General features: G+C 67.7%; 15 protein-coding genes. 9 read left to right on the forward strand and 6 right to left on the reverse strand.

The window, feature by feature from the left end; translation table 11 throughout:
- Nucleotides 1–12: 12 nt before the first annotated feature.
- Nucleotides 13–1,437, reverse strand: a complete 1,425-nt coding sequence (locus AC24R4_RS07845) for a DUF1254 domain-containing protein (protein WP_487522661.1) — start codon at nt 1,435–1,437, stop codon at nt 13–15.
- 298 nt (nt 1,438–1,735) lie between these two features.
- On the opposite strand from AC24R4_RS07845, the gene AC24R4_RS07850 reads away from it, so the two are divergent.
- On the forward strand, nt 1,736–2,602 hold the full coding sequence (locus AC24R4_RS07850; RefSeq protein ID WP_400397639.1) for a mechanosensitive ion channel domain-containing protein: 867 nt from the start codon (nt 1,736–1,738) through the stop codon (nt 2,600–2,602).
- A 73-nt stretch (nt 2,603–2,675) separates the two neighbouring features.
- A complete protein-coding gene (locus tag AC24R4_RS07855) occupies nt 2,676–4,322 on the forward strand; it encodes a phospholipase D family protein (RefSeq protein ID WP_487522662.1) in 1,647 nt (548 codons plus the stop codon).
- Between the two features lie 30 nt (nt 4,323–4,352).
- Here AC24R4_RS07855 and AC24R4_RS07860 read toward each other — a convergent pair whose 3' ends face one another.
- Nucleotides 4,353–4,748: a hypothetical protein gene (locus tag AC24R4_RS07860; RefSeq protein ID WP_400396708.1), complete on the reverse strand. Its 396-nt coding sequence runs from the start codon at nt 4,746–4,748 to the stop codon at nt 4,353–4,355.
- Nucleotides 4,749–4,969: 221 nt separating this feature from the next.
- Here AC24R4_RS07860 and AC24R4_RS07865 point away from each other — a divergent pair, with 221 nt between their 5' ends.
- On the forward strand, nt 4,970–5,236 hold the full coding sequence (locus AC24R4_RS07865) for a DUF2917 domain-containing protein (RefSeq protein WP_153946981.1): 267 nt from the start codon (nt 4,970–4,972) through the stop codon (nt 5,234–5,236).
- Here the strand turns inward: AC24R4_RS07865 and AC24R4_RS07870 are convergent.
- Nucleotides 5,193–6,134, reverse strand: coding sequence for a LysR substrate-binding domain-containing protein (locus AC24R4_RS07870; RefSeq protein WP_487522663.1), 942 nt, complete (start codon nt 6,132–6,134; stop codon nt 5,193–5,195). The genes AC24R4_RS07865 and AC24R4_RS07870 overlap by 44 nt on opposite strands.
- A 162-nt stretch (nt 6,135–6,296) precedes the next feature.
- Here AC24R4_RS07870 and AC24R4_RS07875 point away from each other — a divergent pair, with 162 nt between their 5' ends.
- The 3 genes from AC24R4_RS07875 to AC24R4_RS07885 all read left to right on the forward strand — a co-directional run bounded on the left by AC24R4_RS07875 (nt 6,297) and on the right by AC24R4_RS07885 (nt 10,645).
- Nucleotides 6,297–7,562, forward strand: coding sequence for an MFS transporter (locus tag AC24R4_RS07875; RefSeq protein ID WP_400396482.1), 1,266 nt, complete (start codon nt 6,297–6,299; stop codon nt 7,560–7,562).
- 124 nt (nt 7,563–7,686) lie between these two features.
- The gene (locus AC24R4_RS07880; protein ID WP_487522664.1) at nt 7,687–8,202 is read left to right on the forward strand and encodes a hypothetical protein; all 516 of its coding nucleotides are present in this window, start codon (nt 7,687–7,689) and stop codon (nt 8,200–8,202) included.
- Nucleotides 8,203–8,443: 241 nt separating this feature from the next.
- Nucleotides 8,444–10,645, forward strand: coding sequence for a TonB-dependent siderophore receptor (locus tag AC24R4_RS07885; protein WP_487522665.1), 2,202 nt, complete (start codon nt 8,444–8,446; stop codon nt 10,643–10,645).
- A 38-nt stretch (nt 10,646–10,683) separates the two neighbouring features.
- On the opposite strand, the gene AC24R4_RS07890 is transcribed toward AC24R4_RS07885, so the two are convergent.
- Nucleotides 10,684–11,034: a hypothetical protein gene (locus tag AC24R4_RS07890; RefSeq protein WP_487522666.1), complete on the reverse strand. Its 351-nt coding sequence runs from the start codon at nt 11,032–11,034 to the stop codon at nt 10,684–10,686.
- Nucleotides 11,035–11,086: 52 nt separating this feature from the next.
- Complete coding sequence (locus AC24R4_RS07895; protein ID WP_487522667.1) at nt 11,087–12,043, reverse strand: LysR family transcriptional regulator; 957 nt, start codon at nt 12,041–12,043, stop codon at nt 11,087–11,089.
- 152 nt (nt 12,044–12,195) lie between these two features.
- Between AC24R4_RS07895 and AC24R4_RS07900 the strand changes: the two genes are divergently transcribed.
- Both AC24R4_RS07900 and AC24R4_RS07905 read left to right on the forward strand, forming a co-directional pair.
- A complete protein-coding gene (locus AC24R4_RS07900; RefSeq protein WP_400395682.1) occupies nt 12,196–13,515 on the forward strand; it encodes an MFS transporter in 1,320 nt (439 codons plus the stop codon).
- Between the two features lie 25 nt (nt 13,516–13,540).
- Nucleotides 13,541–15,037, forward strand: coding sequence for a M81 family metallopeptidase (locus AC24R4_RS07905; RefSeq protein ID WP_400395680.1), 1,497 nt, complete (start codon nt 13,541–13,543; stop codon nt 15,035–15,037).
- 56 nt (nt 15,038–15,093) lie between these two features.
- Here the strand turns inward: AC24R4_RS07905 and AC24R4_RS07910 are convergent, their stop codons facing one another.
- Complete coding sequence (locus AC24R4_RS07910) at nt 15,094–15,561, reverse strand: hypothetical protein (protein ID WP_487522668.1); 468 nt, start codon at nt 15,559–15,561, stop codon at nt 15,094–15,096.
- 144 nt (nt 15,562–15,705) lie between these two features.
- Here AC24R4_RS07910 and AC24R4_RS07915 point away from each other — a divergent pair, with 144 nt between their 5' ends.
- A complete protein-coding gene (locus tag AC24R4_RS07915) occupies nt 15,706–17,283 on the forward strand; it encodes a diguanylate cyclase domain-containing protein (protein ID WP_400396762.1) in 1,578 nt (525 codons plus the stop codon).
- Nucleotides 17,284–17,302: the final 19 nt, after the last annotated feature.

Genomic DNA, 17,302 nt, shown 5'->3' on the forward strand with positions numbered 1-17,302 from the left:
CCGGAACGCGCGTTACTGGGCGACCTTGACCAGCGGCGGCTGCTTCCAGCTGCCGTTGGCCGCTTCGGGCCCGGGCATGTACATGCGCAGGATCACGAAGAACGGGCCGTCGGGCGCGGGCAGCCAGTTCTGGCGCGCGTCGCCGGCCGGCGCATCGTGCTGGATATGCAGCGTGACACCGCCATCGGCGTCGTGCCGCAGCGCGGGCAGCATGCGCGAGTTGACCAGGTAGCGGTGTATCGGGTTGTCGACCAGCAGCTTCGACTTGCCGTCGTACATCGTGATCGACCAGAACGCCTTGGCCGGCGGCAGGGCATCCTTGCCGAAGCGCAGCGTATAGCGCGCCCCGTCGGCGCCATTGAGCGGCCTGTTATCCGCATCGGTGAAATAGCCCGGGTACAGCGCCTCGGCCGCCGTGTTGCCGTAGATGCCCAGCGCCGCACCGGCGTAGCGGTACAGATAGTTGTTCTTCAGGAAGGTGCGCGAGCCGAACAGGTCGCCGCTGCTGACCTTGCGCGGACGCAGCTGCGTGGCCTGGAATTGCTGGAATTCCTGCTTGGCATCGGCAATCCCGGCCTCCATGGCCTGGCGGATGTCGGGTGCCAGCGTGGCTTCGTCAAAGGTCTTGCCTGGCCCCACGTCGATCGCGGCCAGCCGCTGCATCAGGCCGGTCTCGCTCGGATCGGTCGGTGCCAGTCCTAGTAAAAAGTCCAGATAGCGGAACAGCGCCAGTCCTTCGGTCATGCCCGGCTGGGGCCGGGGCCACGCGATGGCCGGTGCCGCGGGCGGTGCCGGCTGCTTCAAAAATCCCGACAGCGGTTGCACGCCGTAGCCTTGCTGGATCTTGCCGACGCGCGCCAGATCGGCGTCGTCGAACAGTTGCGTACGATACAGCGCGTAGGCGATGCGCGACTCGCTGCGCAGCACCCGGTCGATGCCTGGCGGCGGTGTGCCGTGCCAGTCGGGCCCGGCTACCAGAAACCTGCCGCCGCCGTTGCCGGTCTCGCGCGTCCCCAGGTAGCCGAAGATCTGGGTGTAGAGGTCCAGCAGTTGCACCGAATAATACCGGTCAGGCTCCACGGCGGGCAGGGTCAGCACCACCGGCTCGGCACGCAGGTCCAGCCAGGCGAACGAGTAGGGGGTGTCGGCATTGGGCGTGATGATGGCCGTGTCCTTCGGCGAGAACGTGCCGACGCTGTGGCCGATCTGGTTGAACGGCGCCTTGAAGTTGGGATCGTCGCGGTCCACCGCCTGCGCGTACAGCGTCTTGTACGACTCCACCACGGGATAGCCGTAAATCCAGGCTTCGCGGGCCAGCGCCCTTGCGGACTCGGGCGCGGCTGTGACGGCCGCATTTGCTGCGCCGCACGGCAACGCCAGCACGGCGGCCCCGGCGCCGGCCATCAGCCAGCGGCGGCTGGTCTTCCACATCATCATCGTTCTCCTAGGTCTTGTTCTGTCGGCTGGGCCGCATGGCGGGATGTCCCGGCGCGGCGGGCCGATTCTGCGCCGGCTTTGCAATTCGGTTTTGGCTTTCGCATGGAAAGTGCGGGTGCAGCAATTGCAAGAGAAACGCCGACAGCGGAACCGGACGACGCCGACTTTTGGACAAACAGCCAGCACCGCACACTGCCAAGTGGATAGAATCGCCGTGGGCATTCTCCCTGCGGCGCCGATTGCAACAATGTGTTACGGGCGGCGGAGGACGGGATGCAGAACAACAGACAAATCGCCCATGCACTTCAACGCCAACGACAGCATCCTGGTCAACATCGTCACCAGCGTGGTGGTGATTCTTGCCGGCACGCTGGTGGTCAAGCTGATCAACCGTTTCTTCTCGGCGCGGCTGCAGGCCGACAACCGGGGCAGCTATCGCGCCTGGACCGTGGCGTCGCGCAATCTGGTGGCGGCGGTGGTGTTCCTGCTGCTGCTGGGCATCTGGGTGTCCGAGCTGAAAAGCGTGGCGATCTCGCTGGCGGCGTTCGCGGCGGCCTTGCTGCTGGTCGGCAAGGAACTGGTGATGTGCTTCCTGGGTGCGTTCATGCGCATGATCACGCGCCCCTTCCAGCTGGGCGACCTGGTGGAGATCGGCCCGTTCGGCGGCGAAGTCATCGACATGGACGTGATGTCCACCACGCTGGTGGAAGTGGCCGCCGCGCGCCAGTACACGGGCTTTACCGTGCAGGTGCCCAACAGCATGCTGCTGACCACGGCCGTGCGCAACCATTCGCAGGCCGGCGCCTATACGCTGGACATGGTGCGGATTCCGCTGGCCGTGGGCGACGATCCCGAAGCGGTGGAGGCGCTGCTGGTGCAGGTGGCGCGCCGCGCGTGCGAAGGCTTCATGGAAGAAGCGGGCCGCACGCTGCGGCGCTATGGGGACATGCGCTTCGTGGACCTGTCGCAGTTCGAGCCACGGGTGATATTCGAACCGTTCGACGTGACCCGCTTCGACGCCGTGGTGCGCTTTCCGGTGCCGGTCAGCGCACGGCTGGCGGTGGCGCAGCAGATCGTGCGCGGCTATTACCGCGAACGGGCGCAAGGGCGGCCAGCCGATTCCGGAACGGCGCCCGCACCGGAAACGCCCGCGGCGCAACCGTAGCGCGGGGCGGGTCGGCCACCGGGTCCCTGGCATCCGGCAGGCCGCGGGCGGCAGGACCGTCGAGGAGAAGACCATGGCGCAGGCCCTGATTCGATGGCATGGAGATGGCGCGACGCCCGGCCCGGCGCCCGTGCCAGGGTGGCGGCATGTGCGGTCGCTGGCGTGGGTGGTCGCCATCTCGGTCTGGCTGGCGCTGGCAGGCGGCTGTGCGAGCCTGCCCGCCAATGCCGGGCGCACGCCCAGCTACGCCGCGACCGATACCGGCACGACGCTGCTGGCAAGGTCGCTGGCGCCACGGCTGGGGCAGAATCCCGGGCAGTCGATCTTCTATCCGCTGGGCGCGGGGCCCGATGCGCTGACGGCGCGCATGGCACTGGCGCGGGCCGCGCAGAAGACGCTCGACCTGCAGTACTACATCTACGACGTCGATACCACCGGCAGTGCGCTGCTGGGCGAGGTGATCGACGCCGCCGATCGCGGCGTGCGCGTGCGCGTGCTGCTGGACGACATCCATACCGGCAAGCAGGACAAGCTCTGGGCGGCGGTGGATTCGCATCCGAACATCGAGGTGCGCATCTTCAATCCGTTTGCCAACCGCAACGCCCGGTGGCTGGAGCTGCTGTTCGATTTCGGCCGCCTGAACCGCCGCATGCACAACAAGCAGATGACGGTGGACAACCTGGTGTCGATCATGGGCGGCCGCAATATCGGCGACGCGTACTTTTCGGCCAAGTCCGACATGGCGTTCAGCGACCTCGACGTGATGGTGGCCGGCCCAGTGGTGCCGGCCGCCAGCAAGGTGTTCGACGAATACTGGAACAGCGAGAACGCCTATCCCGTGGCCACCCTGACCCCGGAAGGCAAGGAGGCTCCCGACGAACTGCGCGCCTTCCGCAAGCAGATCGAGGCCAAGGGCGACACGGCCCGCGCCAGCCCGTTCGTGCAGGAACTGCTGGATTCGGGCCTGGCGCGCGGCATCGAGTCGGGCCGCCTGCCCGGCTACATGGGCGCGGCGCGCGTGATTGCCGACAAGGCCGACAAGATCGAGGAATCCGCCGACGACCCCTCCACCCACGCCATTCCGCAGCTGCGCGCGATGATGGAAAAGGCCCGGACCGAGCTGGTGCTGGTTTCCCCGTACTTCGTGCCCAACAAGAAGGGCGAGGCGTGGCTGGCCGCCATGGTCAAACGGGGCGTCAAGGTGCGTGTGCTGACCAATTCCTTCGCCGCCACCGACGTTGCGGCGGTGCATGCCGGGTACGCGCCCACGCGCAAGCGGCTGCTGGAGGCCGGCGTGGAACTCTACGAGCTGAAACCCACGGCCAATGCCGAACTGGTGCGCAGCCGGGCGGGCAAGTCGCGCATGTTCGCGTCGAGCCGCGCCAGCCTGCATGCCAAGGCCTATGTGGTGGATCGCCAGACGCTGTTCATCGGGTCGATGAATCTGGACCCGCGCTCGATCAAGCTCAATACCGAAATGGGGGTGGTGCTGGACAGTCCGGCGCTGGCCAGGCTGCTGGTGGAGGACATGGACCGCCGGCTGCTCGATATCGCCTACCGCGTGGGCCTGAAAACCAGCGACAGCGGTGCGCAATCGCTGTCGTGGACCACGCGCGACAACGGCAAGGAAACCACCTACGATCAGGAGCCGGACATGAGCATCTGGCAGCACATGGGCATCGACGTCCTGCAGATGCTGCCCGTGGAGGATCAACTGTAGTCAAGCCGCCACGTGGCGGGCCTGCGCCGGCTAGGGCGTGGCGGTCTCGCCGCCGTCCGGCTGCAGCAGTTGCAGCAGGTAGGCCTGCAGGCGCGACAGTTCGCCGGCGATGCCCCCCGGGAAACCCTGCCGGTCGCCGCGCTTGTCGATCAGCAGTTCGGCGACGAAGGCGGATACGGCGGCGGCATTGCCCAGCGCGGCCAGCTGGTTGCCAATGCGCGGATACGCGTAGAACAGCTCCAGCGGACGGACTTCGCGCGGCAACTGGGCCAGCCACCTGAGCGCCACTGGCGTCAGCGACAGGTTGATCGGGTCCGGCGCCTGGCGCAGTTCGCTCCAGTCGACGTGCACCGAGGCGGGCGGGTCGCCGTCCAGTACCTTCCTGGCTTCTTCGACCGTGACGAATTCGAATGACAGGGGATCCATGATGGGTGGCTCGATGTGGGCAGGGCGCGCGGGCATCCACCCGTTCGGGTCAGATTTCGTGCTGCCGCCCATGTTAACGGATCGGTGAAGCGTTTCGTTAGCGGCAAGGTACGACCCGGGCCCCGGCCCCGCGCGGGCGCGGATCTCATGGCAGGCTGCCCGATGTCTCATGGCAGGCAAACGCCCGTTTGCCACACTGCAGGCATGAACCGGAGCCTGCCATGACCTGGGATTTGCTGATCGAATCGGACTGCGTACCCGTGCCACTGCGCGCGGGCGCCCGTGTGACCTGCCGCGCCGGCCAGTTGTGGATTACCGTCGAGCACCGGCGCGCCCGGCCGTCGGCGGATATCGTGCTGTCGGCCGGCCAGCAATGCCGCGTGGAGGAAGACGGCGTCTATTTCCTGAGCGCACTGCGTGCGCTGGGCGCGGTGCAATGCCACATCACGCCGGCCGCCAGCCAGCAGCTGGCGCTGCGCCCGGCCTGACGCGCGCCGCTTCCTCGGCAATCCAGTCGGCCACGTGGCGCACGTCGTCGCGCGGGGTCTCGGTGGCATGGATCAGCCAGAACGCGTTGGGGCTGGGCATGATCGCGCCTGCCGTGGTGACCACGTTCAACTGGCCGCCTTCGATCAGCGACTGGATCAGTTCCAGGCGTCCGAGCGCCACGCCTTGTCCCGCCAGTGCCGCATGAATCACCTGGTCATACTGATTGAAGCGCAGGATGCCGCGCCGGGCGGCCTGCCGATAGCCTTGCGCGCCAAGCCAGTTGCGCCAGTGCAGCCATGGGCGCGGATCGTCGAATTCGAGCAATGGCAGTGCCGCCAGGGCTTCGGCCGAGGTCACGCGCGTGGCGCCCAGCGCCGGATTGGCCACGGGTGCGATGGTTTCGTCGAACAGCCGCACGGCGTGGGGCGGCGCGGCCGATGCCGGGCAATAGCGGATGGCCAGGTCGATGCCGTCGGCGCGCAGGTCGCTGATCTGGTTGCTGGCGGACAGCCGCACGTCGAGCTTCGGATACCGGCGCTGCAGGCTGCCCAGCCGTGGCAGCAGCCACAGGCCGGCCACGCCGATGCTGGCCGTGACCGTGACGGGCTGGCTCCCATCGCGCTTGCGCAGTTCCGCGGCCACGTCCTGCAACTGCTGCACCGCGCCGTCGGCGCTGCGGAACAGGCGTTCGCCTTCGGGCGTGAACGCCACGCCGCGATGCTGGCGCACGAACAGGCGTACCTGGAGCTGGTCTTCCAGCGCGCGGATCTGGCGGCTGACGGCCGACTGGGTCAGGCACAGGTCGTCGGCGGCCTGGGTGATGCTCATGCGCCGGCCCACGGCCACGAAGCCCTTGAGCAGATCGAGCGGAAACAGGCGGACGAGCGGGACGGACATGGCAAAGCCTCACGGGGGCGCTGGCGAGCCCCATTACAGCACGGAAATCCGCCCTGCTGCCATGCGCGGATGGCATGGCAGAACGCCTGAAATCTCGTTTGAACCGGCGCCCGGAATCGCTTGAAATAAAGCCGATCCGAACCGCCGCCACTGGAGCCCGCCATGTCGCTTCGCCAGTCTTCGCATGATGTCCGTGCATTGCAACCGGACGCGGCGCCGCCCTGGTGGCGCGGCACCGCCTTTCTGCTGCTGGCGGCCGGGCTCGTGATGGGCCTGGCGCTGGGGGTGCGCCACGTGCAGGGCCTGTTCCTGCTGCCGGTGATCGCCGAACGGGGCTGGACCCGCGAGACTTTCGGCTTTGCGATGGCCGTGCAGAACCTGGTGTGGGGCATCGCCCAGCCGCTGACCGGCATGGTGGCCGACCGCTTCGGGTCGTGGAAGGTGATGCTGGCCGGGCTGTTGCTGTACGCGGCCGGACTGTGGGGCATGGCGCTGGCGCCGTCGTCGATGGCATTCGCGCTGGCGGGCGGCATCTGTATCGGCATCGCGCAGTCCGGGACGACGTTCGGCGTGGTCTATGGCGCGCTGAGCCGCATGGTGCCGCCGGCGCAGCGCAGCCGCACGCTGGGCATTGCCGGGGCGTGCGGGGGCATCGGGCAGTTCCTGATGGTGCCGTCGGCGCAGGCGCTGCTGTCGGTGGCGGGGTGGCAGCTGACGTTGATGATCTTTGCCGGGGCGGCCCTGCTGCTGGTGCCGTTGGCGCTGCCGTTCCAGGATCGTGCGACGGGCGGCGATGCCAGGGGCGACCAGCCTTCGATGCGGGCCGCCATCGGCGAGGCCTTTGGGCATCGGGGGTTCTGGCTGCTCAACCTGGGCTTTCTGGCATGCGGCTTCCAGCTGGCGTTCATCGCCAACCATCTGCCGGCCTACCTGCGCGACCAGGGCATGCAGCCGGCCAGCGCGATGATTGCGCTGGCCCTGATCGCACTGGCAAATATCGCGGGCACCTACGCCTTCGGCTGGCTGGGCGGGCGGCACGTGAAGAAGTACCTGCTGGCCGGCATCTACCTGACGCGCACGTCGGCGATGGCGCTGTTCCTGCTGCTGCCGCTCAGCCCGCTGACGCTATACGGGTTTGCGGCCGTGATGGGCTTCCTGTGGCTGGGCACGGTGCCACTGACCAGCGGCATCGTCTCGCAGGTGTTTGGCGTGCGGTACATCACCACGCTGTTTGGCTTTGTGTTCCTTGGTCACCAGCTGGGGTCTTTCCTGGGGGTGTGGCTGGGCGGGCTGGTGTTCGAACTGACGCATTCCTATGATCTGGTGTGGATGGGTGCGATGGCGCTGGGCGTGATCGCGGCGGCGTTGCATTGGCCCATCGACGACCGCGAGATCGTGCGCGCGCCATGGCAGGGGCTGCGGCCTTGAGCGCCCTGCATGGAATAAAGGGCTGGCCTGGCGTGTTTACGCATCAGGCAGGCTGCGTGCCGGGCGCGGGAGGTGGAGTATGCTTGGCACGCACGTCCTGTCATTCCCGTATCCGGAGGCCGCCATGCCGTTTCGTTTTTCCCTTTGGACGGGTGCCGTCGCGGCAGCCCTTGTGCTGAGCGCATGCGCATCGCTGCAGCCGGTGGAGACCGGCCAAAAGCTGATCGGCAGCCCGCAGGCCGCCGTGCAACAGGCGTTCGGCGCCCCCACCGATACGTTCCAGATGGCCAACGGCACCCAGAGGTGGATCTATTCCAAACAGCCGTACGGCTACGAAATCTACGCGGCCGACTTCGATGCCAGCGGCAAGCTGACGAATTTCCGCCAGACGCTGACCGAAAACGAGATCTACACCGCCCGGCCCGGCCAGTGGACCAAGCAGGATGTGCTGGAACGCTGGGGCAAGCCCAAGGAGCCGATCCAGTACTACGCGCTGATGAAGCGCGAGGCGTGGTCGTACCGGATGTACCTGCCCGGCTACCTGCCGGCGCACTTCAGCGCCTACTTTGACGACAACGGCGTGCTGGACCGGACGATGATCATTCAGGACTCGCGCGGCGGCGAACGCAGCCGGAGATAGCCGAACGGCTATTAACGGCGGGCCGGGTGGGGCGCCCGGCCCTCCGCATGGCGCCCCGCGGGGCGCCCCGAGTGGCGCCATTGCAACAATCCACATTGAAGACGCAACGAATTCCCGGGTGAATCGCTCGTCCGTTGTATAAACACGAATTATTCGCATTACTATTCGTGTTGATGTGCGGCCCACGCCGCCTCGTGCACGTCGAGCCAGCACACCGCCCATAACAGTCCCGGGAATTCCGATGCTCTTGCACCGTCCGTCCAACGGGCGCGCCAGCCTGCGCTTGCGCGTTTCTGTCCGTTCTCCGCTGCCAGCCACCGCGCTGTCGCCTGTTGCCGCCGCAGTGCTGGGCCTGTCGTTGTCGCTGTCCGCGCCCGCCCATGCGCAGGTCCCGGCCCAGCCGGCCGAGCAGGGCGCCACCGCCACGCTGCCCACGGCCACCGTGGTGGCCGACCGGTCCGGCGAGGCGGTCAAGGTCGAGCGCGTGAGCAGCGGTGCGCTGGGCGACCGCAAGGCCGTGGATACGCCGTTCTCGGTCAACGCGGTGTCCAGTGACGAGATCCAGCAGCGCATGGCACAGACCGCCAACGATGTGTTCAGGTACGACCCCGCCGTGCAGGTGCTGGGCGACAACGCACGCACCGAGAACTCGTACTTCTCCGTGCGCGGCATTCGCGTGGACATGCTCAACGGCACGAAGGTGGATGGCCAGAACTTCGTCACGTGGGACGCCGACATCCCGCTGGAGCCGTTCGAGCAGGTGGAGCTGCTCAAGGGCCTGTCTGGCTTCATGTACGGCTTTGGCTCGCCGGGCGGCATCATCAACTACGTGGCCAAGCGGCCCACCAACACGCCGCTGCGCGAGGTGACCCTCGGCTACCAGACCAACAACGTCTGGAGCGAGAAGGTCGACGTGGGCGGCCGCTTCGGCAACGACGACCGCTTCGGCTACCGCATCAACGCCGTGAACGAGGACGGCAACACCAGCGAACAGGGCGTGCACGTGCGCCGCCAGACGTTTTCGCTGGCCACCGACTTCCGCATCACGCCGGACCTGACGTGGAATGCCGACATCATGTACTGGAAGCGCAAGTCGCAGGGCACGATCTTCGGGCTGTCGTTCGGCACGGACACCATCCCCGCCGCCAGCAGCGTGGCGCGCAACCTGGCCCAGCCGTGGTCGTCGCACGAGACCGACACGCTGACCGTGGGCACCGGCGTGGACTACCGCATCAACAGCGACTGGAAGACCAGCTTCAAGTACCGCTTCGCGCGCCAGAACCGCCTGAATGCCGACAGCTTCCTGTTTGTCACCGACGACGCAGGGAACTACTCGGACACCAACTACCGCTGGAAAACCGCCTACTACTATCAGGCGTACGACGCGATGGTGCAGGGCAAGTTCGACACGGGGGGCCTCAAGCACGAGATCGTGGCGGGCCTGGGCTACCTCTCGCAGGTGCGCGAGCTGGACAGCGGGCTGGGCGGCAACGGCATCTTCATGGGGATGAACAACCTGTACAACCCCATCGCGCTGGACGAGCAGGCCGGCGTGGGCAAGGACTACATTCCGTACCGCGACTACAAGATCCAGCAGAAATCGGTCTACCTGAGCGACACGGTGCAGATCACGCCGCGCCTGTCGGTCCTGGCCGGCCTGCGCTACAACATGTTCTCGCAAGACAACTACAGCCCCGAAGCGGTCCGGACGTCGCGCTACAGCGCCAACCCGATCACGCCCACCGCGGCGGTGATGTTCAAGACGGACGATTTTTCGACCGCCTACGTGAGCTACGTGGAGTCGCTGGAACCGGGCGGATCGGCCGGCCCGACCGCCGCGAACTTTGGCGAAACCTTCGGCCCGCTCAAGAGCCGCCAGTACGAGGTGGGCTTCAAGACCGACCGCGACAAGTGGGGCGCCAACCTGGCCCTGTTCCGCGTGGACAAGGGCTACGAGTACACCAACACGTCGAACGTCTTCGTGCAGAACGGCAAGCAGCAGTTCACGGGCGTGGATACCAGCGGCTGGTGGCGCGTGGCGCGTGACGTGCGCCTGATGGGCGGCGTGCTGTGGCTGCACACCAAGACCACGGACGTCGACGATCCGCAGGTCAACGGCAACCGGGTCTTCGCCACGCCGAACTACATCGTGACCGGCCGCGTCGAGTACGACACGCCGTTCGTCCCCGGCCTGACGCTGTGGACCGGCGCCAAGGTGACCGGCTCGATGTACGTGAACTCGGCCAATACGCAGCAGATTCCGTCGTACACCACGGCCGACATCGGCGCGCGCTACACCACCCGTATGGCCGGCAAGCCGGTGACCGTGCGCGCCGTGCTGAACAACGTGTTCAACCGCCGCTACTGGACCACCACCTATGACGGCTTCGTGCTGCCGGCGGCCACGCGCACGTTCCTGATGAACGCCTCGCTGCAGTTCTGATGGATTGAAATGCAGGCGGCCGGCAGGGGCCGCCGTTCTCAGCCCCGGCGCACCGCCGTGACCTTGCCGCCCATCACGTCGAGGGTGCGCCGCTGCGGGTTGTAGTCCATCGTGCCCGGCATATGCTGGCCTTCGCGATTGCCGAAGCGCCATGCGCAGCCTTCGAGCAGTTTGGCCGCTTCGGCTTCGGTCTTGCCGATCAGCGCGTTGTCGCCGAGCTTGTCGGCCTGGCAGCCCTCGGGCGTGCCACGGCCGCCTTGGGGCCCCGGATTGGCCACGCCGGCAATTGGCAGCTGCGGCGGCTGCGGCTGCGCGGCGCAGCCCGCCATCATCGTGGCCATTGCCATGGCGCCCGTGAGGGCCATCCCTTTCCAGTTCGGTGCAGTCATGCAGAGGCTCCTTGGCCGTATGAGGGAGCCCCGATTCTAGCGGACCCTGCGTTCAGGGCGACTTGCGCGCCGTGGCGCGTCCGCGCCCGCGCGGTGCGGGGGCCGCGAACATCGACATGTCGCGCACGATGCAGCCCAGCAGCGTGTCGGCGGCCACGCCCAGCGGCCGGCCCGCCTTGACCAGCAACCGCGCCTTGGCCGCCTCGAACAGCGGGTGGGCGATCGGCAGGGTCACCAGTTCGCCCGAACCCAGTTCCCGATAGGCCGCAAACGCGCCGATCAGCGTGATGCCGTGGTGGCGCTTGACGAAGTGCCGCAGCACGGCCAGCGAATTGGTGGTCAGCGTGGGACGGATCTGGATGTTCTCGGCGTACGCCAGCATCTGCACGATCTGCCCGAGCCCGAACGCCGGCGGCATCATCGCCAGCGGGTAGTCGGCAAGCTCGCGCACATCCACGGTGGTGCCGCGCAGCGCCAGGGGGTGCCCGGCATGCACCAGCAGCACCACCGGCTGGGACGACGTGGCCACCCAGCGCACATCGGCATGCGACGGCGGGTTGTAGGCCAGGCCGATATGGGCGCGGCTTTCGGCCACCTCCTGCAGCACGTTGTTGACGGGCAGGATGTCCACCGTGACGTCGAGCCGGGGGTATTGCGCGCAGAAGTCGGTGAGCACCTCGTCCATCAGGCCATCGACATAGCCCTCGCTGGTGGCAATGCGGATCTGGCCGTGCTGCAAGCCACGCAGCGCCTGCAGGCGGTCTTCGAACAGCTCCTGCTGCGCCCGGCAGCCCTGCCAGTATTCCAGCAGGTGCAGCGCCACTTCGGTGGGCTGCACGCCGCGCGCGTGGCGGTCGAACAGCGGCGCGCCGACTTCGTCCTCCAGCAGGCGGATCTGGCGCGTGATGACCGATGGCGATGTGTTGATGCTGTCGGCCGCGCCCCGGATCGATCCGTGCGTGAGCACCTCGTGGAAATAGCGCAGCCTGCGCTGGTTCAGTTCTCGCATGTCGAAAGCCGAGCTGTTGCCGATTGGGCAACGATAGCCGACTTAAGTTGCTCTTGCTCTGCTTTTTCATCTGACCGACGATCCTTCGACAACAAGAAAAAGCGACAGCACAACGTTCATCGCATCCAAAGGACGACCACGGGAGAGACCGCATGTCCACCACACTGCCCCCACGCACCACGCCGGCGCACGACCGCGCCGCGCAACAGGCGCTGTACCGCAAACTGAACTGGCGCCTGCTGCCCTTCCTGCTGCTCTGCTATACGTTCGCCTACCTGGACCGCGTCAATATCGGCTTCGCCAAGCTGCAGATGCAGAGCGACCTGGGCTTCTCCGACGCTGTGTACGGCCTGGGTGCCGGCATCTTCTTCTTCGGCTATGTGCTGTTCGAGATCCCCAGCAACCTGCTGCTGCCCCGCATCGGGGCACGCAAGACCATCAGCCGCATTCTGGTGCTGTGGGGCCTGACGTCGGCCGGCATGATGTTCGTGCGCGACGAAACCACGTTCTATGTGATGCGCTTCCTGCTCGGCGTGTTCGAGGCGGGTTTTGCGCCGGGCATGATCTTCTACCTGACGTACTGGTACGGCCAGCAGCGCATGGCGCGCGTGATGGCCGTGGTGATGCTGGCGGGCCCGCTCGGCGGCATCTTCGGCTCGCCGCTGTCCACGTGGCTGATGACTGGCCTGTCGGGCACGCATGGCCTGGCAGGCTGGCAGTGGATGTTCCTGGTGGAAGGCCTGCCGTGCGTGCTGCTGGGCGTGCTGGCGCTGCGTGTGCTGGCGGACCGGCCGGCCGATGCAACGTGGCTGACCGATACCGAAAAGCGCATGATTGCCGCCGAACTGCACACGCCCGGCGCGGGCCACCATTCGTTCGGCCAGGTGGCGCGCGATCCGCGCGTGTACCTGCTGGCCTTCGCCTACTTCACGATGATCTGCGGCATCTATGCGGTCAGCTTCTGGCTGCCGTCGATCATCAAGGCCGATGGCGTGACCGACACCATGCAGATCGGCCTGTATTCGATGATCCCGTATATCGCGGCCGCCATTGCGATGGTCGTGATCGGCCGGCGCTCGGACCGGCGCGGCGAGCGGCGCCTGCATAGCGCCGTGCCCGCCTTCATCGGGGCCGTGGCGCTGGCGGTGGCCACGCTGTCCAGCGGCAACCTGGCGGTGTCGCTGTTGTGCATGACGATCGCCACGGCGATGATGTGGACGGCCTACACGGTGTTCTGGGCCATACCGTCGCAATACCTGAAGGGCGATGCCGCCGCGGGCGGTATCGCGCTGATCAACACGATCGGCCTGGTCGGCGGCTTCCTGAGCCCGACCATCATCGGCTGGGTGCGCACGGCCACCGGCAGCATGCAGGCCGGCCTGCTGGTGATGGTGGCGCTGCTGGTGGCCGGCGCGGTGACGCTGGTGGCCAACCGCATGCCCGCGCCGCAAGGCAGTCCGGCCACGGTTTGACGACAACATGAACATGGAGAACCCTTTGGCACCCCGAATCCTGATCGCCGGTTTCCAGCACGAAACCAATACGTTTGCGCCATCCAAGGCCACCTACGCCAGTTTCGAACGCGGCGAGGGCTTCCCGGCCATGGCGCGCGGCGACGATGTGCTGGCGCTGCGCGATGTGAATATCCCCGTGGGCGGATTCATCCAGGCCGCGCAGCGCAACGGCTGGGCCCTGCGCCCGGTGATCTGGGCCGGCGCCAGCCCGTCGGCGCATGTGACCGAGGATGCGTTCGAGCGCATCGCCGGCGAAATCGTCGCGGCGGCACGCGCGGGTGGGTTCGATGCCATCTACCTGGACCTGCACGGCGCGATGGTGGCCGAGCATGCAGACGATGGCGAGGGCGAATTGCTGGCCCGCCTGCGCGAGGTGATCGGCCCGGCGGTGCCGCTGGTGGCGTCGCTGGACCTCCACGCCAATGTCACGCAGCGCATGCTCGACGCTGCCGATGCGCTGGTGGCGTATCGCACCTATCCGCACGTCGACATGGCCGAAACCGGCGTGCGCGCCGCCGAACTGCTGCAGCCGCTGCTGGCCGGCCCGCGCCGCTGGCGTGCCGCGGCCCGCCGCCTGCCGTTCCTGATTCCGATCAACGGCATGTGCACGATGCTGGAGCCCGCGCGCGGCCAGTACGCGGCGCTGGCCGAGCTGGAGGCGGGCGGGGTGGTGTCGCTGTCATTCGCGCCGGGCTTCCCGGCCGCCGACTTTCCCGAGTGCGGGCCGGTGATCTGGGGCTATGGCGACGATGACGCCGCCGCCGAAGCCGCCGTGCAGGCACTCTACGACCGGATGCTGGCCGAGGAGGCCGCGTGGGAGGTGCCGTTCCTGTCCCCCGATGACGCGGTGCGCCAAGCCATGCGGATGGCCGAAGGCGCCACGCGTCCGGTGGTCATCGCGGATACGCAGGACAACCCCGGTGCCGGCGGCGACTCGAACACGATGGGCATGCTGCGCGCGCTGCTGCGCAACGGCGCGCAGGGCGCGGCCATCGGCCTGATCTGGGACCCGGCCGTGGCGGCCGCCGCGCATCGCGCCGGGGTGGGCGCGGTGATCGACGTGGCGCTGGGCGGCGTGTCGGGCGTGCCCGGCGACGAGCCGCTGCAGGGGCGCTTCGAGGTGCTCAGGCTATCGGACGGCGTCTGCCGCTTTGGCGGCCCGATGATGCACGGCATGCTGGCCGATGTGGGGCCCGTGGCGCTGCTGGGTATCGGCGGCGTGCAGGTGGTGGTCAGCGGCGGCAAGGCGCAGATGCTGGATCGCAACCTGTATCGCGTGGGCGGGGTCGAGCCCGAGGCGATGAAGATCCTGGTGAACAAGAGCTCGGTGCATTTTCGCGCGGACTTCCAGGGCATCGCCCACGCCGTGCTGGTGGCCAAGGCGCCGGGGCCGATGACGGCCGACCCGGCCGACCTGCCGTGGACGCGCCTGGCGCCCGGCATCCGCCTGAAGCCGATGGGCGAGCCGTTCCGCGCCTGAAGCCCGTTCCGCGCCTGAAGCCGGAAGCCTGACGCCGGGCGATCACGCGCCGGCGCTCAGAGCTTCTGCAATGCGGCCAGCCGGAAGATCTTCGCCCACAGGTTGGCGGCGTCCCGGTCGGCTACCGGTATCACCCATTCGCCCTGCTTGCCGTGGCGCACGCCGACGACCACATACCAGCGGCCCTGGCGCGCCTCGGGCCGGGCGGCCTCGATGTCCGCGAAGATCAGCACCTGGCGCTGGCCGTTCATCTCCAGCACGCAGTTCTTGCGTTCGGCGTCGACCTTGAGCGCCCCCCATTCGCCGCGCAGGGCCAGGATGCGTTCGCCCTTGACGCGCCGGCCATGGATGGCCCGGTAGCGGCGCAGCGCCGCCACGCACAGCGCCGCCAGTATCGCCAGTATCAGAATGTCGGCGGCGGCGCCGGCCAGCATGCCGGAAGCGGCCGTCACGAGCTGGTAGAGCCGGACCAGGCCATAAACGAAGGCAACGAGGATCGCGATGCCTAGGAGGATGAAGGGCACGTCGTGATTCCTGAAGGGTGGCGGGTAGGGTGTATGCGGGCAGCGTCGGGGTATGCCCCGGCGCCAGTGTCGGACCGTGCGGGCCTATAATGGTTCGCCCCGCATCGCCGGACGGGGTTTGCCATCCGGTTCGGCCCATCGTCAATGCCATCGTATCCTCTCGTCCTTTGCCTGACCATTGCCGTGGTGTGCAGTGTGGGCATGGCCGTCGCGGCCTGGCCGCGCCGCGATGACCCCACCGTCCGTGCATTCCTGGTGCTGGCGGCGGGCGTCACGATCTGGAGCGGCGGCCGGTTGCTGGAAATCAGCGAGACGGCGCTGCCAGGCCGGATCTTCTGGGCCAAGTTCCAGTATGCGGGCATCGTGGCGGTGCCGATCGGCTGGCTGGTGGCGATGGTTCACCTGAGCCGGCCACGCTTTGTCGTGCCGTGGTCGATGCTCTGGGTGCCGGTGTTCTTCGCGGTGCTGACGCTGGCGCTGGTATTCACCAACGAACGCCACCACCTGATCTGGACGTCGATCGAACTGATGCCGCCGGGCGTGTCGCCGGGCGCGGTGTTTCGCCACGGCATCGGCTACACCGCGGTGGCCGCCTGGACCTACGCGATGCTGGGCCTCAGCATGTATTTCCTGGCCACCGCCGAGGTGCCGAACGCGGCGCTGTCGGTGCGCGGCCGCAACGTGCTGATGGCGGGGCTGCTCCTGCCGCTGGTGACGCACATCGCCTACCTGTACCGCTGGACCGGCCCGCTGGGCGGCGACCTGACGCCGGCCACCTTTTCGCTGATGACCCTGCTGGTGTGGGTCTGCGCGCTGCGCAAGCACCTGGACGATACCGGCCACTACGCGCGGCTGCGCGTGTTCGACACGATCCGCGAGGGCTGCGCGATCCTGGGCGCGGACGGACGCATCGTCGAGTTCAATCCCGCCGCTGCCCGGCTGGTGCCCGACCTGCGCCGTGGCCAGATGCCGCCGCCGGCGTGGCACCACGCGCTGAGCGACCCCGACGAGCTGGCGCCCTTCATTCCCGATGGCCTGGGCTACGAACTGACGGTGGAGCCCGTGTGCCGGATGGACGGCAAGCAGATCGGCCTGCTGGTGTTCATGCGCGACATCAGCCGCTACCAGTCGCGCGAACAGGCGCTGGCCACGCAGCTTGGCGAAACGGCGGAGCAGCTGTCGCGCGTGCAGGCCGACCTCGATATCGACGCGCTGACCGGCATTCCAAACCGGCGTTACTTCCAGCGCGAATCGCTGGCCGCCGTGGCGCGCGCGCATGAGCGCGACAAGGAAATCGGCCTGCTGATCCTGGACGTCGACCTGTTCAAGCAATTCAACGACCTGTACGGGCACCCCTGCGGCGACGACTGCCTGCGCCAGGTGGCCGAAGCCCTGACCGGCGTGCTGCGGGGCCCGCAGTTCTGCGCCCGGCTGGGCGGCGAGGAATTCGCGGTGGTGCTGCCGGATTCGTCGGCGGACGAAACGCGCGCCATCGCCCGCAGCATGGTGGCGGTGGTGCGGGACCTGGCCATTCCGCACAACGGCACGCCCGTGCAGCCATACGTGACGATCAGCGTGGGCGCGGTATGCGCGGTGCCCGAAGCCCCGCGCCTGGAGCCGCTGCTGCACCGTGCCGACAGCGCGATGTACCGCGCCAAGCGGGCGGGGCGCAACCGCTACGTGGTCGACGGCAGCCTGTACCTTGGGGTGCAGAACAGCTGATTTTGACGATCGCGTGAAA

It is taken from the genome of Cupriavidus sp. CER-90 (assembly GCF_057652055.1).